Below are 22,497 nucleotides of genomic sequence, written 5' to 3'. Positions count from 1 at the left end.
ATTTATTAAACGCTCCTTTGTTGGTATTGATTTTTTAATCTAAAAGCTGGATACCGATTCCTAATAGTCCTGGTCCAGTATGAACGACTAAGGCAGGACTAATCGTTCCAAAATAAATTTTTTCTGCCTGAGGGAAGTTTGCTTTCAACTTTTCATAAAAAGCTTCCGCTTCTTCTACAGCTTGTCCTTGCGCTACCGCCAATACAAACTTCTGGTGCTCTCCAATAAACGCCTTGATTAATTCAAAGGTTTTATCTAGACTCTTCTTTCTACCACGCGCTTTCGCTACAGTGTGATAGACACCGTCACTATTACACGAGATGATTGGATTTAGTTTTAACGCATTTCCTAAAATTGAAGCCACTAATCCAATTCGTCCACCTTTTTGTAAATATTCTAATGTTGCTACATTAAAAAAGACTTTGGCTTTTTTTACGTCATTTGTTAATTTCGTTTTAAGCTCATCCCATGAATGACCTGCTTCAATCAATTTTGCTGCTTCGATTGCCTGGAGGCCACTACCGATCCCAATATTTTTTGTATCTAAAACAAAGGTATCTAACCCCTCAAAATCTTCTGCAATCAAACGTACCACGTTAAATGTTCCACTCAATCCACTAGAAATCGTAACAGCCAGTAACTTTTCATAACCATCTGCTTTAATTTTTTCAAAAATCTTAGTAATCGTTTCGCCATCTGGTAAAGAAGTGCTTGGAATTTCAATCGGTAAACGTTCGTATACTTCTTCTGGTGTAATATCTACCTTATCCGTATAAATACGATCTTTATAGATAATTTGTAACGGAATCATATACATGCCATATTGTTCCACTAATTCTTGTGGTACATCTGTTCCTGAGTCTACTAATAGAGCAATTTTTTCTTTATTCATTCGATTGTTCCTCATCTTCTTTTAAGTTTTTTTGAGCTAACTCAATTACCTTTTCAGTGAATAACTTCGTTGCAAATGACAATGTTGCACCTTTTACAATCAAAAATTCTACAGGTATCGGCTGATCAAATGCTGCCACAGATTCATTCCCTAAAGCTTGTGCAACCACAACAGCAATCGCTGCTTCTTGTTCTTCACAAAATAAATTATACGCTTCTCGGATTCCAACAGCTGCGCCTTGATAAAGGATGCCCTGCTTGATTTCTGGGATTGTCAGTACTTGTTTTAATAACGTGATTGCAATTAAAAATGCTAAGTGTTTTTGATTATAACGTTTTTTATTAGGCGCTGGAATCAAGCCCAGCTTGACATAATTATTGACCATTGACGAAGTCAACAATGTATGTTTTTCTTTTAAAATAACTGGAGATAAGTATCGCTCTACAAGTGTGATGACTTGATCCATATATAGTTCTAATTCAGGTAGTTCATGCCATCTTGGCAAGTGGACGTCTACTAACTCTTCTCCCCAAACTCGTAAAGAGGATTTTATTTCATTCACAAGACCCCTCCTTCTACTTACTAAAACAGTTTAACATTTTTTTCAAAAACATTCAATCTAGTTATCAAAACTAGATAAAAAATTAAAAAATGTGAGACAAAAGGATCAATCACTTTTGTCTCACATCCGAATTACAAACATCTAGCTGGATCACAAGTGCCATTCTCAACGCTTAGAAGTAAATACTTCTGTCCTAGCTTATGCTGATTTTTATCGCTATTTATTAAAAATCACTAAACCCATCATCTCCCTCATCAGTCGCTTCTTTTGATGGGTCAAACCCAAATTTTCCATTTTTAGGAAAACCAGGTCCACCAAACATCTCCCGTTGATCAAAGTCACGTCTCATTTTTCCATCATTAAAACCGTGTCGTGGGCCACCATGTCTACCGCGACCGTGCATATGGTGGCCTTTAAAACCACGTTCTTCTTCTGGTATCTCAGATTCCAAAGCATCAAGTAGTTTACTTATGATGATTTTAAACGATTCTTGTTCTGACTCAGTCAATACATCAAAGATTGTCGCTTCTTCTTGATCGTTATTATCAGCTGCTGCCATACCAGCCTCAGTTAAACGGATCACCATTACACGGCGATCGCTTTCAAGTGGTTCTCGGCTAATGTACCCATTTTTTTCTAATTTAGCTAGCAATTCACCTAACGATTGAGGACGCATATCCAACAAATAAGACAATTCTTTTTGGGTTGTTTCAGGTTTGAGTTTTAGCAAGCTTAAAACTCTGCCTTGTCCTCGATGAGGATTTCCAAAAGGTCCATGTTCTCTACGACGTTTCATAAAATATCTTTGCATCATCCCTTGTAACCTTAGAAACTGTTCCATCAATGATTGTTCTTCCATAATCGATTCCTCCATTAAAAAAAATATAAATCAGGTACCTGATTTATATTATAAAGGCGCCTGCTTAAAATGTCAATAATTTACTTTTTTACTTTATTATGAAGTAAAACAACATTACAAAGCTACCTACATAAAAAAGCTAGAAGCAAACTTTACAGTCTACTTCTAGCAACTTAATCCAGTAATTATATTTTTTTTAATTCTCGTTTCCCAAAAAGGATACCAATCAAGAAACATAATTCTAGTAAAACAAAAAAGAGAATAAAGCAATGCATAAAAAATGTTTCTGGCAACACATTGATGATTGGATCCGTCACAGGATCGAATAACCAATCGTCATTATTGAAAAACACACCATGAAAAGCCACAAAAAATTGATCAAAACCAATGGCCATGATCGCTCCAAAAATCACAGGAATGATCATTCCCCATTGGAATGGACGAATCAAGCGCCACACTCGTTTATCCTTGATCAAACGCTTAATAAAGAAGCCACTGGGAATTATCGTAACAATCAGTACGCCATAACAGAGTAAAAAAAGTCTTTTGACTTCATAAAAATGAAAGGCACCACTTTTTGATACAGGAAAATCTGATAATTGCAGTGTGTGATTGAATGGATGATTTAGATAGGACATTAATTCTCCATAATTTTTTAACAAGTCTGCTTTATCAAGTGAAACATAATCTAAAATATTTAGCACGTCGATATCGATCATATACAATGGTCGAAAATTAATGGTTAACGTAACATTCAAAGAGATGATCGTCAAAATCAAACAGACAATTCCAGCGCGCTCACGCCAAACCCAGCTTTGCTCTTTCCTTCTCATCTCAAAAAATCCATTCATCTAGCGAATCGACAACATAGGTTGGCTGTTCAGGTAAACTAGGAACTGCTGATTTTGCTGTAAAGCCGGATAAAACTAATAAACTATCAATCCCATTTTGAAGGCCCGATTGAATATCTGTTTCATAGTTATCACCAACCATTACTACCTGTTCTTTGTCTAGTTGCATCACTTTCAAGGCTTCATTCATAATAATTGCATTTGGTTTTCCAATCATGATTGGATCCGCTTGTGTTGCTGTTTGAACTAATGAAATAAATGAGCCGGCACCAGGTAATAAGCCACGCTCAGTTGGAATGCTTTTATCAGGATTTGTACCGATAAACGTCGCACCATTTCTGATACACAAGGCCGCCGTTGCAAATTTTTCATAATTAATATCGGTATCCAAACCAACTACCACATAATCTGGTGTCTCTTCATCCCAAACAAAACCAGCCGATAATATCAAATCGACTAATCCAGATTCCCCAATCACGTAAACACGGTTGCCTTTTCCTTGCTCTTTCATATAGTCGATCGTTGCAAGACTAGCAGTATAGACTGTTTTAGCTGAAACATGAATATCAAATTCTTGCGCTAATCGCTCGGAAACCGCTTCTGGTGTTTTAGTCGTATTGTTGGTCACAAAAAGAAATGGTAACGCTAATTCCTGTAGACGTTCAACAAAGCGTTTCCCTGCTGGAATTACTTCTTTTCCTAGATAAATCGTACCATCTAAATCAATTAAATACCCTTGGTAATGTTTTTCCACAAATGATTACTCCTCACGTTGGCGAATAGTAAATGAGCGACCTTTAGCAGCCTCACTTTTTGGCTTGCCAATAACTGCTTTTTGGGGTTCATTTTCTTTACGGTTTTTTATCACCGGTTTGGTTTTATTGTTAACTGGAACTCGTTTTTCTTCAGTATGAGCTTGATTTTGGTGGATTGACTTTTTATTTGGTTTCTTACGGCGAGTTTGTTGTTTTTCTCGTTTGCCACCTACTCGTTCAATCACAAAATAAGCACAACCAAAATTACAATATTCATATAAATAATCTTCTAATGTATCGATTCTTTGCTCAGGTGCAGCCTTCCGATTTGACTCATTAAAGAAACCTTTTAAGCGAAGCTGGTCATATCCCCAATCACCGACAATATAATCATATCTGGAAAGAACATCACTAAAACGCTCGCCCAAACGCTCGCCGTCAAAAGCTTCACGATGATTTTTCACCAAAAGGTATTGGCGTTCACCGATTGTTACATGAACTTCGTCTACCAGTGTGACAACTTCACCTTTTTTCTTTTCTTTGACTGGTTCTTCTTTTATCTCTTCAAGAACAGCTGTGATTTCTTCTGTTAACGTTGCTGTTGGTTCTTCTTTATGTTTAGCTGGTTTCGCTGATTTGTATGGTTTATTTACTTTTTCTGTCATTTTTTCACCGCCTAGAGTTTATTATACCTTGTTTTTATTGGATTGGGTAGTGCGTGTTCAAGTAGTTCCCTAAAACCGTTCTGAGGAATTCTGGGAAAATAAACTCCACCTTGCCCGCAAGCTCGATCGTTGGGAAAAACGGAATAAACATGAAGTGATCGACTGTTGTGAAAGTGTATTTACCTAGCGGCTCGATTGGTCGATTTTGCCACAGCACTTGTTGCTTTTGCAACTCATACGTTATGCCATCATAGTAAAGCTCTCCAAAAACTTTACCGCGAAAACCCATTCCAGTAATCGGAAACATTCTTAGATAATTGCGATTTTTTTCCATCTCTCGGATCATTCGAAGCAATTCTGTCCCAGATAAAGTCACCCGAATCAAATGCATTGGATGAGGCAGACTTTCATGAAGTTGGTCTGCATCCACGATTCCTTTTGGAATATCAGATAAAAATAGGCCATTGTTTAAAATTGCAGCTTCTGTCTGGCCTTTTTCTTTTATTGCTTTTAAGGTCGTTACAATCAACGGTTGTTCAGCATTCAAATCAACCAGCAATGGTTGTTTTATTTCAGCAATTTTTTGTGCTTTCAACAGTTGATGTCCTAAAGCCAAGTAGTCATCACCTTCTCGTTGGTCTTCTGATGCTAGTGGGAAATCACTAGTCGGGATTGCTTTGGCTTCACTATGAATAATCCTACCATTTTCAATGCTTAAATGAACCTCTCCAATATAATAGCCAAATTTACCAGCAGCAGAAAGTTGTGTACGATTGATTTTTTCCCCATGTTTAAATAAATGATGCGTATGTGACCCTAGTAATACATTGACTTCGGGAAATTGATTGGCGATTTTAATATCTTCGTCAATCCCCAAATGACTCATTAAAACAAGCACGTCACATTGGGGCTGAACGTCTCTGATCAATGCTGGTAAGGTCTCTTTCGTAGATCGGATATCCCAGCCATTTGGTCTATAGGTTAAAGGAAATGGCGCTGTTAATGCAATCAAACCAATCTTTGTATGACACTTAGTTTCTATAATTTTATAAGGGCTTGCCCAGTCAGGTGCTTGACCGGTTTTTAAATCGAACAAGTTTCCTAATAATACATCAAAATGCCGATGATCATATAAATGATTCAGCTGCTCTTTAGAATTCCCTACACCTTCATTATTGCCGATTGTAGCGGCATCATAACCGATCTCATTCATCAATTCTACATTTGCTTGACCATCAGTAGCTTCTGTCAACGGATGCCAACGATCGACAAAATCGCCTAAATCCACAGTCAAAACTGTTTTACCTGCCAGCTCATATTGTGCTTTTTGAGAGCGTAAATATCTTCTGATTTTAGGCCAATTTTCTAAGTGTGAATGTAAATCATTCGTGTGAAAGATGACGATTTCTTCCATTCTATCGCCCCCAAATTCTATATATAAAAATATAGTACCACACTTCCAGATGAAGTATAATAAAGTAACCACACAATAAAGGAGAAAATAATGAAACTTAATGTTCCTTTTGGCTCTATTTGGTTAGATGCCGACCATGAAGGTCTAACGACTATCTCTTTTTCTGAACTAAAACAGCATCAAACCAATCAATTTACAGAACACGCTGCTAAAGAGCTGAAAGAATATTTTGCTGGTCAACGCACTTGTTTTACTGTCCCTTTATCCATTCACGGTGGCACTAAATTTCAGAGAAATGTTTGGAAAGCTCTTTATCAAATTCCTTATGGTGAGACCCGTAGCTATTTAGATATTGCTCAAGCTGTTGATTCGCCAAAAGCTGTTCGAGCAATTGGTCAGGCAAATAGTAAAAATCCGATTCCGATCATCGTTCCTTGTCATCGAGTAATCGGCAAAAACGGAAAATTGACTGGCTATTCAGGTAGTTCTGAACAAGCTGGGCTTGATATCAAACGTTTTTTACTCCATGTAGAAAATGTCTCTATTTAAAAAGTCCACGTAATAGGGCCATAACTCTATGAGTTATGGCCCTATTACGTAGAATCCGAATAAACAGTGGAAACAAAAAAATCACTAACTACATTTCAAAGATTTCCGTCCCAACCTCATTGATTTTGTTGTTGTCTCATTAGAATGCACAAATTAAAAAAATCGACTAGTTGTCTTTCTTATTTTCTTCACTATCTTTACCACGATATTTTTCCAAATATTGCTCTTTTGTCATAACGTCATCGACATTCATGTTAAATTCTACTAGCTCTAAGCCCGTCATATGTTTGATCGCTTCTTTGACTTTTTCAACAGTAACATCAAAAACTTCTGAGATCGCTACATCATATTTACAGATCACGGATACGTCGACAGCCACTTGTTTGGTACCGACTTCAACACCGATCCCTTTAGTCACATCTTCATTGTCTCTAAAACGATCAGCAAAATCAGTAAAAAGATTACCGCTCAAGCCCAAAATACCATCGCTATCAGATATTACCACACCTACGATTTTTTTGATGACTACATCATCAAATGTCAACTTTGTTTTTTAAGCACTTGAATTATTTTGTACTGCTTCTGTCATTTGCGTTCACTCCTTAACCTTATTTTTAAATTCCGATCATAGACCTGACTGAATCTATCAAGGAATAAATATCTAAATCTTCATCCCGCATTTTTCCGATAATATAGCCGATTGCTGCAAAAATCAACAAGACAAGTGTCTTACCAAAACCAATCCACAGCAAAATCAATGCGAGTAAGAAAAATACCGTCGTCCAAATTATCCGAAAACGATAAGGTCTCAGTTCGTTCATCCAATAATCTTTTTTCTCTTGATTCATGGCTTGTCCCTCCTAAATCACCCGTGATTGTTTTTTACCAAATGCCCCTGTTTCTATTGGATCTTTTTCTCTTAATTGAACAGTTACTCGGCTATCAATCGATTCCAGTGCAGCTGACAATGATTGTTGTAATTGTTCCTTGATTTCTTCTGCCAACGGACGAGAGCGTTCTTTGCTTCTAACATCGACTCTGACGTTGACAGCAACTTTTTGTTTGCCTTTGATTTTAACAGTCAACTTCGTTTTATCTGGGTGAATAATCGTACTATAGGTATCTTCTACGATTTGGATTACTGTACTTTTCGGAATGTCGATTCGATCTTTACCAGATTTCACTACTAAATGCTTTCTTCGTCCTGATACGGAAAAAACAATGATCAGACTAAGAAGCAAAAGTCCCCCTAAAATGAGTAAAATACCTTCAAAAAGAGACTTACCCAAAGGATAGCTGTATAAAAGCGAGTCTACTTGATCGGTCAACCAAGGAATGTCGATCAGCTGACTGAGTACCCCTAATGTTCCAATAAACAATAGCACGATGATCAGCATAAAAATAGTCTTCAGTAATCGTTTCATATACTTCCCTCCTTATGTACATATTATTTTCCTGTTGATTAAATTGTAACGCCTAAAAAAAAGTATTACAAAAGATACGATTTAAAAAAAGAGCACCAGCATGTGGATACCCGTTCAGCATATACTGGCTGAATGATTCCCACTCACTTGCGCTCTTTTAACTATTCATCAAGATATTCTTCTTTTGAAAATTCAGTATCTTCATATTCACCGCTATCACCATAAAATTGATTATAGCGTTGCTTGAATTTACGGAATATATAAGTGACCAACACTTTAGCGATCGCATAAAGTGGAATACCAAAAATAAGGCCGAACATCCCTAATAAATCTCCCATCACTAACAATACGATCACAATCGTTAATGGATGAACAACTAGCTTTTTCCCCATCACTTGAGGTGAAATCAAATGACCGTTCAACATTTGAACAATCATCCAAACGATCGTCATTTTGATAAACATCCCGAAAGAAACCATCAAAGCAACGATTGCCGCCGGAATAAAGGCAATCACTGGCCCAATATAGGGAATCACAGCCGTCACACCAACAATGATCGACAACGTTCCAGAATACGGAACCTTGATCAGCCAGAAACCAATAAACGTTAAAATACCAATCGAAATTGAAACAAGAATCTGACCTTTTAAATAAGCACCAACCTGACTGCTCATGGTTGCTCCGATTTCTTTGGCATCATTTCTAAAACGGGGCGGTAAAATCTTCAAAACAAAGGTGAAAAATTTTTGATCATCTTTTAATAGGAAAAAAGTAATAATGGGTGCGGTCACCATCACTAAAGCAAAACCTGTTAACGTAGAAAATACGGTAGATGCCCCTTCCACTGCCTTACTAAAGTAACTACCAATTCCATCAGACACATTGTCAAACCATTTTTGGATGCTATCTAAAGCATTGGCTAACGGTTTTTCTAATGCAGAGTTATGGAAAAAATCCGTGACCATCTTGTTTAGGTCATTCATATACTGCGGAAAACTTTTGACTAATCCATCAACTTGTTTTTGCAAAATCGGAACGACCAGAATGATTCCTACGACGATCAATGTAATCAATACAATAAAAATCGCCGAAACGCCATAAACACGTTTTACTTTATGTTTTTCTAGCCAATTGACCACTGGATTAAATAAATAATATAAAATCAATGCTAAAATCGTTGGACCAATAATCGTTTTAAATATCACACCAATCGGCCCGAAAATAAAACCAACTTGATGAAAAATAAAAATCACTGCACCAAGTAATAACAAGGCAACTAACGTGAATAATAAATTTTTACCACCAAGAAATTTGATCCAACGTGTTTCTTGTTTCTTCTCCATGAACTTCCCTCCTTATTTTACAATGGTAACAACGTTCCGCTTCACTTCAGCTTGTACTTTTCAACATCAGTTCATTTCTTTCACTGTGTTTCAAAGCAAAAGCTGAAAGAGTTAGTCTGCTAAGCTAGATAACTTCATCACTTCATTGTAACTAAAAAATCAGTATCTGTAAAAAATTAGTCATCTTTCTGCTTAAACAAATAAATCACTCAGTCATAATAGCTAACTGAGTGATCGATTGATTAATTTGCTGCTTTACGTCCTTTGCGTTGTGTTGCTTCCATAATAACTGGAAGGATCACAGGGCGGCGTTTTGTTTGTTCAAACAAGTAACGGCTCAATTGCTCGCGGATATCTTGTTTTAATTTGCTCCATTCAAAATCGCTACTTTCAAGATGTTTTTCAACGATCTCTGTCACGATACTACTACTTTCTTTCATCAAGTCCTTGCTTGTTTTAACATAAACAAAGCCTCTTGAAGTGATTTTAGCAGGTGAAACAATGCGTTTTTCACGACGATTGATCGTAACGACTGCTACAAAAATACCATCTTCAGATAGGATTCTACGATCACGAAGGACAATATTTCCTATATCCCCCACACCAATACCATCGATCATGATATTATCAGCCGTTGTACTCCCAGCAACATTCATTTTTTGTTTACTGTATTCAAGAATATCTCCTCGTCCAGTAATAAAAATGTTTTTGTATGGAATACCTAGCTCATGGGCTAAATCAGCGTGAGCAGCTAATTGACGATACTCACCTTGAATCGGCACAAAATATTTAGGTTTCATCAAATTCAACATCAGCTGTAAGTCATTGGGACTTGCATGACCTGAAACACGCATATTATCAGAAATCTGTTTAACTACACCACCTGCGCGGTAAACGATGTCTTCTGTTTTAGCAACAGCTGTTTCCATCGCAGTGGTCGGCGTTGTTGTAATGTATACCAAATCGCCTTCTTTGATTTTGATCACACGATGGGTTCCATTTGCCATTTTTTGTAGTGACTTGATTGGTTCACCCATTGTTCCAGTTTCTAAAATCACCAGCTGATCTGCTTGATATTTTTTCATATCTTTTACATTAATAATCAAATCTTCACTTGGTAATTTTAGTTTATCCAATTTGATTGCTGTATTAATAATACGTTGGAAGTCTTGACCTGTTAAAACAATTTTACGATTAGAACGATGTGCGGCATCTAAAACTTGTTGCACACGTTGAAGATTGCTTGCTACACAAGCCACAATAATGCGGCCTTCCCAGTAACGAATCGTATCAAAAACTTCGTCTGCAATCTGTAATTCAGAAACTACTTGAGCCGGATTTTCAGCATTAGATGAGTCACTTAGTAATGCTAAAACCCCTTCTCTGCCAATCTCTGCCAGACGACCAAAATCCGTTTCATACATTGGGATCGCACTTTGATCAAACTTGAAATCCCCTGTATAAACAATATTGCCTTCTTTGGTCTTTAAATTGATTCCGATTGAATCCGGAATCGTGTGTGTTGTGCGGAAAAAACTGATCGTAGCATGTTCAAAGTCGATTTCTGTATGGGCATCGACTACGTGGAAATCATTGAAATCTTTTGAATCTGCATGATCTCCTACGTTTAATTTTGCTAACTCGATCGTTAATGCCGTACCAAATACTGGTACATGAACTTTCGATAAAAGATACGGTAATGCTCCGATTGCATCGGCATGACCATGTGTTAAGAAAATACCTGCAACACGGTCAATATTTTCCACCAAATACGTAAAATCGGGAATTACCACATCAATCCCTAATAGCTCATTTTCTGGATATTTTAATCCACAATCCAGTACAAAAATTTCATCTTCCACTTCTGCGATGTACATATTTTTACCATTTTCACGAACGCCGCCTAATGGAACGATTTTTATTGTACTCACTCATTTCACCTCTCTATATTCTCATACTGAATCAAAGATCCAGTATGCTTAAAATTTTCGCCTTTTCTTCAGAAGTACATGGTACAAGAGGTAAACGTAAATCGCCAACGGAAATGCCCATTTGGTTTAACACTGCTTTTACAGGTGCTGGAGATGGTACTGAGAACAAGGCATTCATTTTAGGTAGTAACTGACGCTGAATGCTTGCAGCCTTTTTGATTTCTCCGTGATCTAGCGCCTGGAACATATCGTACATTTCAGTGCCAAATACATGGCTAGCTACTGAAATTACCCCTTGTCCGCCTATTGCTTTTATTGAAAAAGCTAAGGAGTCTTCTCCAGTATACACTAAAAAGTCTTTTGGCGCCTTTTCTACCAACTCAGTTAACGCATCTAAACCAAAACATTCTTTGATTGCAATGATATTATCCAATTCAGCTAAACGTAAAGTTGTCGCTACATCAAGACTTGCAACTGTTCTTCCTGGAACGTTATACAATATGATTGGCAAATCACTTGCTTCAGCAATCGCTTTAAAATGCTGATACAACCCTTCTTGATTCGGTTTGTTATAGTAAGGAACAACCGCCAAACCAGCATCGATTCCTCTAATCGCAGAGATTTCCTGCACAAATTCAACAGAATCCCGAGTATCATTGGTTCCCACACCACAGATGATCGGTACTCGTCCATCAACCAAACGAATCACTTCATTGAATAACTCAATCTCTTCATCATGCGTTAACGTTGGTGACTCTCCGGTCGTACCAGCTAAAATAATTCCTTCTGTATGATGATCAAGCAAATGGTCTACTAATTGAGGCAGCTTAGCAAAATCAATTGCGCCACTTTCATCAAAAGGGGTGACCATTGCTGTAATTATCGTTGCATTTTCTAAATTCATACTTACTTACCTCCTAATTTAAAAGCGGAACAAATCGCTTAATCCTGTAGAAAATTAGGAAATTGGCATTGAAACGTTCTTTGTTTCACTGACAATTTATCTATTTTCCTAAGGATTGATTTGTGCAGCCAGATGACATTAAAAGCTGAAAGAGCTCGCTCAGCCTTGACAGGAAAATATGTTTGTGACGCTTTCTGTCACAGGCAGATTTTATCTTTTTCCCGAAGAGCTAGCCCGTGTAGCTAGATAATATTAAAAGCGTAGCGGGCTCGTTCAGCTCTGACAGAAAAATAGGAAAATATGTTTGTGGCGCTTTTTGCCACAGGCAGATTTTATCTTTTTTCCGAAGAGCTAGCCCGTGTAGCTAGATATGGTAACAACGTTCCGCTTCGCTTCACCTTGTACTTTTCAACAACATACTAACTGTTACCCTCTACACTCTAACCAAATCCATCTCATGCAAAGTCTCAGCAATTTGAACTGAATTCCAAGCCGCACCTTTTAACAAGTTATCTGAAACGACCCACATATGATAGCCCTTATCGATATCAATATCTTGACGAATTCGACCTACAAAGGTTTCTTTACGATCGATACTTGTTAAGGCTTGTGGATAGAGCTGTTGACTTGGATCATCTTGTAAAACAGCCCCTGGCGCATTGGCAATCAATTCTTTGATTTTGCTCACATCAGAGCCAGCTTCTTTGACTTCAATATAGATTGATTCAGAATGACCTGATAAAACAGGAATCCGCACGCATGTCGCAACGACCTTAATACTATCGTCTTCCATGATTTTTTTCGTTTCATTGATCATTTTCCACTCTTCATACGTGTAATCAGCCTCTGCAAAAACATCGATCTGAGGTAACGCATTGAATGCGATCGGATAGTGCTTCTTGTCACCACCGCTAGGTAATATCTCAGCCTTTAGCTGTTCAGCTGGTGTTCCATTGATATAGGCTAACGCTTGTGATTTTAGCTCTTCCATTGCATTGATCCCTGCTCCACTAACAGCTTGGTAAGTTGAAACAATCAAACGATCCAATCCATAGGCTTGACGAATTGGTTCAAGCGCCACCATCATCTGGATCGTTGAGCAATTTGGATTAGCGATAATTCCTTTATGACGCTTTAGCGCTTGTGGATTAACCTCTGGTACCACTAAAGGAACTTCCGGATCCATTCTGTAATGACTTGTATTGTCGACAACAACTGCTCCCCGTTTAACAGCTTCTGGCGCATACTGTTTTGAAATACTGCCACCGGCACTAAATAAAGCAAGATCCACACCCGTAAATGATTCAGGTACTAACTCTTCGATTACAAGGGTCTCGCCCTTAAACGTTACTTCTTTTCCCGCTGAACGTTTTGAAGCTAAAAGTTTCACCTGATTCAATGGTAATGAGCTTTCTTCCAACATTTCGATCATTTTAGTGCCTACTGCACCAGTTGCGCCTACCACGGCAACATTATACATTTTTTTCATACTTATTAATCTCCTCTCAAATTCCTGAAGAAAGTTGCTTTTTCTATTTTACCATAATATTGGGGTTTACTACATAGGAAGTAACAGGATTTTGCTTTATTTTCAGGAAATGTTCGGTAATACATTTCAAATTGTTCTTTAATGCCTTTCTTAGGATCTGTGCAACTTAGTCGACTAATTTTTTTACAGATTTATACTGTCTTAGCAAGAAATTTTTTGAAGAGGATGATCAGATGTACACTGTAGCGGATTATTTATTAGACCGTTTAAAAGAATTAGGGATCGATGAAATATTCGGTGTCCCTGGCGATTATAACTTACAATTTTTAGACCATATCACTGCCAGATAAGATCTTGAATGGATCGGAAATGCGAACGAATTAAATGCCGCATATATGGCTGATGGTTACGCCCGTACTAAAGGAATTTCAGCATTTGTGACAACTTTTGGTGTTGGAGAATTAAGTGATGTCAATGGTTTAGCGGGCAGCTTTGCGGAAAATGTACCTGTTATCGAAATTGTCGGCTCACCTACAACAGCTATTCAAGCAAATAAAAAACTTGTTCATCATACTTTAGGAGATGGCGATTTTTTCCGTTTTGAAAAAATGCATGAAGAAGTAACCGCAGGCATCGCTCACTTAACAGCAGACAATGCCTTAACTGAGATCGATTGCGTTTTACTGATTGCGATAACCGAAAAACGGCCAGTTTATATTAATTTGCCAATCGGTATTGCTACAATCACAGTCAGCAAACCTCAAAGTAAGTTAAACTCGCAACCAGAACAATTAACCGTTGTTGAAGCCGCCATTCTAGCCGAAGTGGAACAGGCCTTACAACAAGCTCAACGGCCGGTTATCATTGCAGGGCATGAGATTTTAAGCTACCATATAGAGCAGCAATTAGATGCCTTTATTCAAAAATTTAACCTACCGATTACGACGCTACCACTGGGAAAAAGTGCTTTTAATGAAGATGATGCCCATTATTTAGGCACATACACTGGTTCAACAACAGACGAACCCCTTAGAAGCCGTGTTAACACAGCTGATTTAGTGTTACTTTTAGGAGCAAAATTGACTGATTCCGCAACTTCCGGCTTTAGTTTTGGCTTTACCGATCAGCAAATTATCTCAATTGGTAGTACCGAAGTCTTATTTTATGGGGATCAACAAGAAAAAGTCCAGCTAGATCATTTTGTTTCTGCCTTAGCCACACTCTCTTTCTCCAGATTTACAGGGGAAATAATTCCAGTAAAACGAACCGAAAACCTAGCCATAGCCGACGAAAACTTATCACAAAAACAGTTCTGGAAAATGGTGGAAGAGTTTTTGATCTCTGGTGATACGATCATTGGCGAGCAGGGAACTTCTTTCTTCGGTTTAACAAATGTGCCGCTAAAAAAAGCCGTACATTTCATTAGCCAACCTCTATGGGGCTCGATTGGCTATACCTTTCTCTCTGCTTTAGGGAGTCAACTTGCAAATAAAGACAGTCGCCATTTATTATTTATCGGCGACGGTTCATTGCAATTAACCGTTCAAGAACTAGGAACTGCTATCAGAGAAAAACTTGCACCGATCGTTTTTGTAATCAACAACAACGGCTATACAGTTGAACGGGAAATCCATGGTGCCACAGAACAGTACAATTATATTCCAATGTGGGATTATCAAAAACTACCTTTCGTCTTTGGCGGAACCGAACAAACTGTTGCAACGTACAAAGTTTCCACTGAAATTGAACTTGATGAGGTCATGAAGACCGCAAGAAACGATACAGAAAGAATGCAATGGATCGAAGTAGTGATGGATCAAGAGGATGCACCTGAGTTATTAAAAAAATTAGGAAAGATCTTTGCCAAACAAAATGCTTAAAACATCGATCATGCTACCTGAATCTATTGACATTCCAAGGTATTTTGTTATAGTTAAAAGCGACATTTACTTAATTTGAAGGAGTGAATACTTATGGCACGTGTTGAAAGTTTTGAATTAGATCATAACACCGTTAAAGCGCCTTATGTTCGTTTAGCGGGTACTGAAAAAAATGGTGAGGCTTTGATCGAAAAATACGATCTACGTTTCTTACAACCAAATGAAGATGAATTACCAACAGCTGCAGTTCATACCTTAGAGCATTTATTAGCAGTGAACTTACGTGATCACTTAGAAGGCATCATCGATATCTCACCTATGGGTTGTCGTACTGGTTTTTATATGATCATGTGGAACCAACATTCGCCAAAAGAAATCCGCGATGCTTTGGTAAAAGTATTGAACTTTATCGCTGAGACAGATTTCGTTCCAGCAGTATCAGCAAAAGAATGTGGCAACTATAAAGACCATTCTTTATTTTCTGCACAAGAATATGCGAAGATTGTTTTGGAAAAAGGGATTAGTTTAGATCCCTTTGAACGAATCTTGTAAAATAAGTTCCCAAAAAAACAGCCAACCTTAATGAGTAAGGTTGGCTGTTTTTTAGCCTAAAGCTACATCTAAAATCATCATAATAATAAAGCCCAGCATCAAACCAAAAACAGCAAAGTGCCGCTTACTAGTCACAGTCTGTTGCGCCTCTGGGATCAATTCTTCAACGACTACGTAAATCATTGCACCTGCGGCAAATGCCAAAGCATACGGCAACAATAATGTCACTTTGGTCACTAAAACCGCATTGATAATTCCTGCAATCGGCTCGACAATACCTGAAGCTTGTCCATAAAGAAATGCTTTTTTCCGGCTTAAATTTTCTTGTCTTAATGGAATTGAAACAGCTGCACCTTCTGGGAAGTTTTGAATACCGATTCCCAACGCCACAGAGATGGCCGCAAGTACCGCTTTTTTAGGATCATCAGCTGAATTTGCAGCACCAAAAGCCACCCCAACAGCTAACCCTTCAGGGATATTATGCAATGTAATAGAGAATACTAATAAAATCGTCCGTTTTAAATGACTAGGCAGACCTTCTTTCTCATGGTTTGGACCAAAATGCATATGAGGTAACGTTTTATCTGCAATGTATAAAAATAAACCACCTAAGCCAAATCCAAAACTAACAACTAGCCATGCAATACTGCCATTTTCTTCTGCTTGTTTGATTGCAGGATCTAATAGTGACCAAAAACTAGCCGCAATCATCACACCGGCCGCGAAGCCTAACATCATATTAAGAATATCTTTTTTGATCTCTTTAAAGAAAAAAACTAACCCAGCGCCCAAAGCTGTCATAAAATAAGTAAAACCTGTCCCCACTAATGCCTGCTGCCAAGCTTCTAAAGATAACAGCCAATTCGTTATGATGAACACCCCATCTTCCTCAAACACTTTTCTTTCCTTAACTTTATCACACCAATGATTTTATGACCACGCCTAAAGTGAAAAATGCTTTCATTTGGTGCAAAAATCTAGAAAGAGTATACTTTATATAGAAGGAAAATTAAGAAAAGGAGTGAGCAAAATGACAGAAACAATCAACGCTGCTGTTGCAATGATCAAAGTCTTAGAAAGTTGGGATATCGACCATATATATGGAATTCCAGGTGGCTCCTTCAATTCCACCATGGATGCCTTATACCAAGAAAAGGAAAAAATCAACTATATTCAAGTTCGCCATGAAGAGGTCGGTGCACTAGCGGCCGCAACTGATGCTAAACTGACAGGAAAAATCGGTGTGGCTTTTGGTTCAGCTGGTCCTGGTGCAACTCATTTGATCAATGGATTATATGATGCTCAAATGGACCACGTTCCTGTTTTAGCACTTTTAGGCCAAGTAGCTACAAGTTCTATGAATTACAATTCCTTCCAAGAATTAAACGAAAACCCAATGTTTGCTGATGTTAGTGTTTATAATCGAACTGTTATGACCCCAGAAAGTTTACCGCATGTTATTGATGAAGCAATCAAAGCGGCTTATAAAAACAATGGTGTTGCAGTGGTCACGCTCCCTGTTGATTTTGGGACAAAAGAGATCCCTGTTCAAGACATTTCAACTGCTAAGAATCATCGAACTGTTTTAGTCATGCCACATTACACCGATCTAAAAAAAGCCGTCTCATTGATTGAAGTTGCGGAAAAGCCAGTTCTTTATATTGGACAAGGAACCCGTAACGGTTGGCCTGAAATCCAAGCCTTTTCTGAACATTTTTCAATGCCGGTTGTCTCCGCTGTTTTAGGTAAAGGAATCGTTCCTGATGCATATGAAAATTTTCTTGGCTTTGCTGCTCGTGTTGCAACTAAACCCGCTAATGAAGCCTTAGCTGAAACGGATTTGATCGTATTTGCAGGTAGTGACTTTCCTTTTGCTGCTTATTTCTTCAATCCTAATGCTAAATTCATCCAAATCGATATCGATTCGACTAAATTCGGTCGTCGGCATAAGACAGATGTTGCCATTTTAGGTGATGCTAAAGAAGCCTTAAAACGAATGGTCGAACTAGGTGAATCCCGTCCAGCCGATCGTTGGTTAAAAGCCAATCAAAAAAATAAGGTGAATTGGGTCTCGTGGTTAAGAAGCTTTAATGACAATGCAGATCAGCCACTTCGAGTGGAGCCTGTGTTTAAAGAAATCCGGCGAATTGCTGACAAGGAGGCAATTTTTGTTACAGATGTCGGCAATACTACAATCCATGCGATTCGGCTTTTAGAGATGAACGGAAAACAAAAATTCACAACTTCTGGTTGGTTCGCTACAATGGGCAACGGTGTGCCTGGAGGAATTGCCGCTCAGCTTAGCTATCCTGATCGCCAAGTCTTCACCTTAAGTGGCGATGGGGCTTTTGCCATGGTCATGCAGGATATCATCACCCAAGTAAAATACAAATTACCAATCATCAACGTAGTCTTTTCAAATGACTCCTTTGGCTTTATTGAAGCAGAGCAAGAAGACAGTGAACAAAAGAAATTCGGAGTCTATTTAGAAGGAGCCGATTTTGGCAAAGTTGCTGAAGCACTTGGGGCTCAGGGCTTTACTATTACTGAATACAGCCAATTGGAACCAGCTTTTGAAGCTGCTAAAAAAAGCCTGCGCCCAGTTGTGATCGATGTAAAAATTAGAAATACTCGTCCTTTACCTGTCGAAGAATTAGTGTTAGATCCTGAAAAATTTAGTGAGAATGAAATCAATGCGTTTAAAGAAAAATACGAGGTTCATGATATGCCCGTTTTGAAACAACTATTGAAAAACTAAAAAAGTGTGTGAACCAAAAGTGAAAATCACTTTTGGTTCACACACTAAATACGAATACACGGTGGGAGCAGAAGGAAAACCTTCTGCTCCCGCCTCATGTTTATTTTTTATTTATCATCATGTTTATGGAATTTTTCTTTGATATCTTCAAAGCCTTCTTTGATTTTGTCGCCTAATTTTTCAGCGCCTTCTTTGATATCATCACCGGCATCACGAGCTTTGTCCTTAACATCGCCAAAAGCTGATTGCGCTTTGCCCTCAAGTTCTTTACCTTTATCATCTGTTACTTTACCTTGAACTTCTTTTGCTGTTCCTTCAACTTTGTCTTTTGCATCATCAAAGCGTCCATTTAAATCTGCCATGTGAAAATCCCTCCTAGTTAATTTATACTACATAACTAGCATAACATCATTTTAAACTTGCTACAAAAGATTCGCTTTGCTCTTAATAACTTACTATTTAATGTTCACTCAACCATTTTTTAGCCTGATTGATTTCATCCATTGTTAGTTGATGCCCTGTACTTGTTGACGTAATCGTGAGGTTTGCCTGACGTTTTTCTAGCTGTTGAATTAACTGATCAAACGCTTCTGCCGAAATGATCGGATCGTTTTCACTGATCGATAGCCACAGTTTCTTTTCAGAGAGTGAGAATTTTTGTGTATCTACACCTAAAGACATTGGGTGAAACAAAATGGCTTGCTTAATCGCAAAATGACGTTCTAAAAGCATGTGAGCTGCGATGTTGGCGCCATTTGAATAGCCAACAATGGTCCAATCTTCTACTGGTATCTTTTTTTCTTCACTGACAGATAGGATCATTTGCAGCAGTCGATCACTTTCAGCTTCCAGACTAACTAAGTCAAATTGATTTAAACCATTCCGTTTGAAAAAACGATTCATTCCAGCTTCTTGAATTGTTCCACGAAAAGACAGCACGGTTGCTCCTTCATCTAAGTAATGAGCAATCTCTAGTAATGACGTTTCATCGCCACCGGTTCCATGAAGCAATAATAACTTTTTCCCTTGCGCTTGACCTTCTTCAAATATGTACTGCATGTTCAACCTCATCCTTCCAATTTAACTTTAGAATCATCCTTTTATTATTTGTCAGATACTTACTTTTAGTAAGCGAAAATATCATTTTAACATGTTTGCTTGTATTTGTCCTCTTCAGACAACTTTACAGCTTTTGCCAATAATCAGCGATAGCAATGGCTCTTTTTAAAATCCTCTTTTGTAAGTGGAGCGGTTCGATCTGGAGAACTGATTGACCAAACTGAAGCAAATAGTCCATGATAAAGTCTTCCTCATTCGCTTGGTACTGACCACTAATGAGATAATTTTTCTGGTAGGGTTCGATTGTCATAGATGGATAATGTCCCTTTGAAAAGATATCCTTACCTTTTTCATCAACTTCAATTGAAAATGAACGTAATGGATCTTTTTGATAAAAAGTTGCGGTTTTTTTTAATAGCTCTTCTAGCAGTCTTGGTTCAAAAGCATCTGTTTCAGCTAGTTCTTGGATTTTATCACAGCGAATCACTCGAATTTTTTTGGTTTCCATGTTCCAGATTTTAGCGTACCATTGGCCAAATTTAGAAGAAAGCTGGATAAATTGAACTGTCATCGACTGTTGTTCTTGATTTTTCAGGTAGCGTATAGTAAAAACCGTTTCGCGAAGGATACCTTTAACGATGTCTTTTAAAAACAAACTAGTGTTACTATGATTGATTTGTTCAAGAGAGATGATTTTGTTCATTAATAAAAGTTCTTGTTGCAGTTTAGTTGGAAGAACCTGGTTATATTTTAATTCAAGCGTAGTAACTCCCACGTTAAAAGGTGTAGATCGATAACTTTTTAGCGTTAATAAGGCGAAATATAAGGCGTAAATTTCACCTTCCGTGAATAGACCCGGCGCAATGATTCGAGTATCCAATAGTTGATATTTTCCGTATCTACCAAGCTCTGAATAAATTGGCAATCCGATTTCTTCAAGGGACTGTACATCTCGTAATGCAGTACTTTTTGAAATAGTATATCGATTCATTAATTCTTTTAAATTGAAACTATTTTTATCCGCTAGAAAAAGGATCATATCATTAATGCGTTCTGCTTTTTTCATAACGCCTCCTATAAGTGTCATGTTATGATACCTTTAAACAGTATACTAAACGTGTCAAGAAAATAAAAGAAATGAGGAATTTAGATGACTTTAGAAATTGCTGTATTTTTATCAATGAATGGACGTGCTGGAGAAGCTTTAGCTTTTTATAAAAAGCATTTAGATGCTAAAGAATTATTCGTCGTAACCTATGAACAGATGGCTAAAAAAGACCCTAGTTTTCAGGTAACAGAAGAAACGAAACACTTTCTCTCGCATTCTGTTTTGCAAGTTGGTAAAAACAAGATTATGATCGCAGAAAATTCAATGGATCCTACAGAAACATTTAGGCTTGGCAATAATTTTTCTTTATGTCTTCAAAGCGCTGATTTAGCTGAAATACAAACATTTTATTCTAGCCTAGTCTCAGATGGCCGGGTAAAAATCATCACTTCCTTGAGTCAAAATGTCTTTAGCGGAGCCTACGGTATTGTTGAAGATCCTTTTGGTATACAGATCCAGTTAATGCACGATAAGCGGTTAATGCTTTAATTTATCACTACAGCTAAAAATAAAAAAGTAAGCAGCTATGTGATTGTTCGCCATAGCTGCTTACTTATGTTTTGCTACTATTTTTTTATAATTTCTGTAGTTCATTTTTAGCTAATGCTAAACATCCAATCGTTCCCGGATCATCTTCTAATGCTGGTGTTACGATATATTGTTCCAACGGTGGTATTTTTACATATCCATTGACCAATTTCTCAAATTCATGATGGACCTTTGGCAACATATGGCGTTGTTTCATCACGCCGCCACCTAAAATTATCACATCTGGCGCAAGCATCAAGGTTGTGTTATAAGCTGCCTGAGCAACATAATAAGCTTCAATAGTCCAAATCGGATCATCTTCAGCTACTTCTTGTCCTTTTTTCCCAGCCCTTTTTTCGATTGCAGGACCTGCCGCCATCCCTTCTAAACAATCACGATGAAATGGACAGCTTCCTTCAAATGAATCATCTGGATGACGTTTTACGATCATATGTCCCATTTCAGGATGACTAAACCCTTCGATAAAAGAACCGGTTTGAATGGCACCAGCACCTACGCCAGTCCCAATTGTATAATAGACACAACTAGATAATCCCTTACCAGCGCCCGCCACATATTCTCCATAAGCTGCTGCATTGACATCCGTTGTAAAAGCAATCGGTATATTAAATTCTTTTTTCATGGCACCAACGATATCATAATCCTGCCAAGCTAGTTTCGGAGTAGACGTAATCTGACCATAAGTTGCTGAATCTTTATGAATATCGATTGGTCCAAAAGATCCGATCCCAATTGCTTTTAAGGGGTATTTCTTAAAAAAACCAATCACCAAAGCCATCGTTTCCTCAGGTGTTGTCGTCGGAAAGCTGACTCTTTCAATAATATCAAGTTGGTCATTCCCTATGCCGCATACAAATTTTGTGCCGCCTGCTTCAATACTTCCTAAAAACTTCTCTGTCATTTTGGTCACTCCTAAATATAGTTTATCCTTCAATTGAGTATGAACTTGATAC

The 22,497-nt window shown here is 37.8% G+C and carries 24 protein-coding genes and 1 pseudogene; 6 read left to right on the top strand and 19 right to left on the bottom strand.

The window, feature by feature from the left end:
- Positions 1-34: 34 nt before the first annotated feature.
- The 7 genes from A5819_RS16065 to A5819_RS16035 all read right to left on the bottom strand — a co-directional run bounded on the left by A5819_RS16065 (position 35) and on the right by A5819_RS16035 (position 5,998).
- On the bottom strand, positions 35-892 hold the full coding sequence (locus A5819_RS16065; protein ID WP_086281610.1) for a DegV family protein: 858 nt from the start codon (positions 890-892) through the stop codon (positions 35-37).
- Positions 885-1,454 (bottom strand): DUF1836 domain-containing protein, encoded by a 570-nt coding sequence (locus A5819_RS16060; protein ID WP_086281611.1) that lies wholly within the window; start codon positions 1,452-1,454, stop codon positions 885-887. Before A5819_RS16060 ends, A5819_RS16065 begins: the two co-directional genes overlap by 8 nt.
- A 223-nt stretch (positions 1,455-1,677) precedes the next feature.
- Positions 1,678-2,313, bottom strand: a complete 636-nt coding sequence (locus A5819_RS16055; protein ID WP_086281612.1) for a MarR family winged helix-turn-helix transcriptional regulator — start codon at positions 2,311-2,313, stop codon at positions 1,678-1,680.
- Between the two features lie 185 nt (positions 2,314-2,498).
- Positions 2,499-3,146, bottom strand: coding sequence for a TIGR01906 family membrane protein (locus A5819_RS16050; RefSeq protein ID WP_086281614.1), 648 nt, complete (start codon positions 3,144-3,146; stop codon positions 2,499-2,501).
- A gap of 1 nt (position 3,147) precedes the next feature.
- Positions 3,148-3,918: a TIGR01457 family HAD-type hydrolase gene (locus A5819_RS16045; RefSeq protein WP_086281616.1), complete on the bottom strand. Its 771-nt coding sequence runs from the start codon at positions 3,916-3,918 to the stop codon at positions 3,148-3,150.
- Between the two features lie 6 nt (positions 3,919-3,924).
- Entirely contained in the window at positions 3,925-4,584 is a 660-nt protein-coding gene (locus A5819_RS16040) for a YutD family protein (RefSeq protein WP_086281617.1), read from the bottom strand.
- A gap of 34 nt (positions 4,585-4,618) precedes the next feature.
- Positions 4,619-5,998: a bifunctional UDP-sugar hydrolase/5'-nucleotidase gene (locus A5819_RS16035; protein WP_086281620.1), complete on the bottom strand. Its 1,380-nt coding sequence runs from the start codon at positions 5,996-5,998 to the stop codon at positions 4,619-4,621.
- Between the two features lie 90 nt (positions 5,999-6,088).
- On the opposite strand from A5819_RS16035, the gene A5819_RS16030 reads away from it, so the two are divergent.
- Positions 6,089-6,547, top strand: coding sequence for a methylated-DNA--[protein]-cysteine S-methyltransferase (locus tag A5819_RS16030; protein ID WP_086281624.1), 459 nt, complete (start codon positions 6,089-6,091; stop codon positions 6,545-6,547).
- 166 nt (positions 6,548-6,713) lie between these two features.
- Here A5819_RS16030 and A5819_RS16025 read toward each other — a convergent pair whose 3' ends face one another.
- The 7 genes from A5819_RS16025 to A5819_RS15995 form a co-directional block, all read right to left on the bottom strand.
- Positions 6,714-7,091 carry an Asp23/Gls24 family envelope stress response protein gene (locus tag A5819_RS16025; RefSeq protein ID WP_254907327.1) on the bottom strand — a complete coding sequence of 126 codons (378 nt, stop codon included), beginning with the start codon at positions 7,089-7,091 and terminating at the stop codon, positions 6,714-6,716.
- Positions 7,092-7,161: 70 nt separating this feature from the next.
- A complete protein-coding gene (locus tag A5819_RS16020; protein WP_086281626.1) occupies positions 7,162-7,395 on the bottom strand; it encodes a DUF2273 domain-containing protein in 234 nt (77 codons plus the stop codon).
- Positions 7,396-7,407: 12 nt separating this feature from the next.
- Complete coding sequence (gene amaP / locus A5819_RS16015) at positions 7,408-7,971, bottom strand: alkaline shock response membrane anchor protein AmaP (RefSeq protein ID WP_086281628.1); 564 nt, start codon at positions 7,969-7,971, stop codon at positions 7,408-7,410.
- Between the two features lie 161 nt (positions 7,972-8,132).
- Positions 8,133-9,314 (bottom strand): AI-2E family transporter, encoded by a 1,182-nt coding sequence (locus tag A5819_RS16010; protein ID WP_086281630.1) that lies wholly within the window; start codon positions 9,312-9,314, stop codon positions 8,133-8,135.
- A gap of 242 nt (positions 9,315-9,556) precedes the next feature.
- Entirely contained in the window at positions 9,557-11,245 is a 1,689-nt protein-coding gene (locus tag A5819_RS16005) for a ribonuclease J (protein WP_086281632.1), read from the bottom strand.
- Positions 11,246-11,276: 31 nt separating this feature from the next.
- Entirely contained in the window at positions 11,277-12,149 is an 873-nt protein-coding gene (dapA, locus tag A5819_RS16000) for a 4-hydroxy-tetrahydrodipicolinate synthase (protein ID WP_086281635.1), read from the bottom strand.
- A 433-nt stretch (positions 12,150-12,582) separates the two neighbouring features.
- Positions 12,583-13,638 carry an aspartate-semialdehyde dehydrogenase gene (locus A5819_RS15995; RefSeq protein ID WP_086281637.1) on the bottom strand — a complete coding sequence of 352 codons (1,056 nt, stop codon included), beginning with the start codon at positions 13,636-13,638 and terminating at the stop codon, positions 12,583-12,585.
- A gap of 233 nt (positions 13,639-13,871) precedes the next feature.
- Between A5819_RS15995 and A5819_RS20150 the strand changes: the two are divergent.
- The 3 genes and pseudogenes from A5819_RS20150 to A5819_RS15985 form a co-directional block, all read left to right on the top strand.
- Positions 13,872-14,177: pseudogene (locus A5819_RS20150) on the top strand (thiamine pyrophosphate-binding protein); the annotation flags it as partial.
- Positions 14,178-14,246: 69 nt separating this feature from the next.
- Positions 14,247-15,518 carry a thiamine pyrophosphate-dependent enzyme gene (locus A5819_RS20145; protein ID WP_369596921.1) on the top strand — a complete coding sequence of 424 codons (1,272 nt, stop codon included), beginning with the start codon at positions 14,247-14,249 and terminating at the stop codon, positions 15,516-15,518.
- Positions 15,519-15,611: 93 nt separating this feature from the next.
- Positions 15,612-16,070 (top strand): S-ribosylhomocysteine lyase, encoded by a 459-nt coding sequence (locus tag A5819_RS15985; RefSeq protein ID WP_086281638.1) that lies wholly within the window; start codon positions 15,612-15,614, stop codon positions 16,068-16,070.
- A 51-nt stretch (positions 16,071-16,121) separates the two neighbouring features.
- On the opposite strand, the gene A5819_RS15980 is transcribed toward A5819_RS15985, so the two are convergent.
- Positions 16,122-16,940 carry a ZIP family metal transporter gene (locus tag A5819_RS15980; protein WP_086281727.1) on the bottom strand — a complete coding sequence of 273 codons (819 nt, stop codon included), beginning with the start codon at positions 16,938-16,940 and terminating at the stop codon, positions 16,122-16,124.
- Positions 16,941-17,100: 160 nt separating this feature from the next.
- On the opposite strand from A5819_RS15980, the gene spxB reads away from it, so the two are divergent.
- A complete protein-coding gene (spxB, locus tag A5819_RS15975) occupies positions 17,101-18,828 on the top strand; it encodes a pyruvate oxidase (protein ID WP_086281639.1) in 1,728 nt (575 codons plus the stop codon).
- Between the two features lie 107 nt (positions 18,829-18,935).
- Here spxB and A5819_RS15970 read toward each other — a convergent pair whose 3' ends face one another.
- The 3 genes from A5819_RS15970 to A5819_RS15960 all read right to left on the bottom strand — a co-directional run bounded on the left by A5819_RS15970 (position 18,936) and on the right by A5819_RS15960 (position 20,953).
- Positions 18,936-19,190, bottom strand: a complete 255-nt coding sequence (locus tag A5819_RS15970) for a YtxH domain-containing protein (protein ID WP_086281640.1) — start codon at positions 19,188-19,190, stop codon at positions 18,936-18,938.
- A gap of 97 nt (positions 19,191-19,287) precedes the next feature.
- Positions 19,288-19,887, bottom strand: a complete 600-nt coding sequence (locus A5819_RS15965; protein WP_086281641.1) for an alpha/beta hydrolase — start codon at positions 19,885-19,887, stop codon at positions 19,288-19,290.
- 124 nt (positions 19,888-20,011) lie between these two features.
- Positions 20,012-20,953: a YafY family protein gene (locus A5819_RS15960; protein ID WP_086281642.1), complete on the bottom strand. Its 942-nt coding sequence runs from the start codon at positions 20,951-20,953 to the stop codon at positions 20,012-20,014.
- Positions 20,954-21,037: 84 nt separating this feature from the next.
- On the opposite strand from A5819_RS15960, the gene A5819_RS15955 reads away from it, so the two are divergent.
- Positions 21,038-21,484, top strand: a complete 447-nt coding sequence (locus A5819_RS15955) for a VOC family protein (RefSeq protein ID WP_086281643.1) — start codon at positions 21,038-21,040, stop codon at positions 21,482-21,484.
- A gap of 85 nt (positions 21,485-21,569) precedes the next feature.
- Here A5819_RS15955 and scrK read toward each other — a convergent pair whose 3' ends face one another.
- Entirely contained in the window at positions 21,570-22,445 is an 876-nt protein-coding gene (gene scrK / locus A5819_RS15950; RefSeq protein WP_086281644.1) for a fructokinase ScrK, read from the bottom strand.
- Between the last annotated feature and the right edge of the window lie 52 nt (positions 22,446-22,497).

It is taken from the genome of Enterococcus sp. 7E2_DIV0204, assembly GCF_002140855.1.
Taxonomy (GTDB): Bacteria; Bacillota; Bacilli; order Lactobacillales; family Enterococcaceae; genus Enterococcus_L; species Enterococcus_L lemimoniae.
Note: the sequence above shows the minus strand (reverse complement) of the source record. Positions and strands in the feature narration are given on the sequence as shown.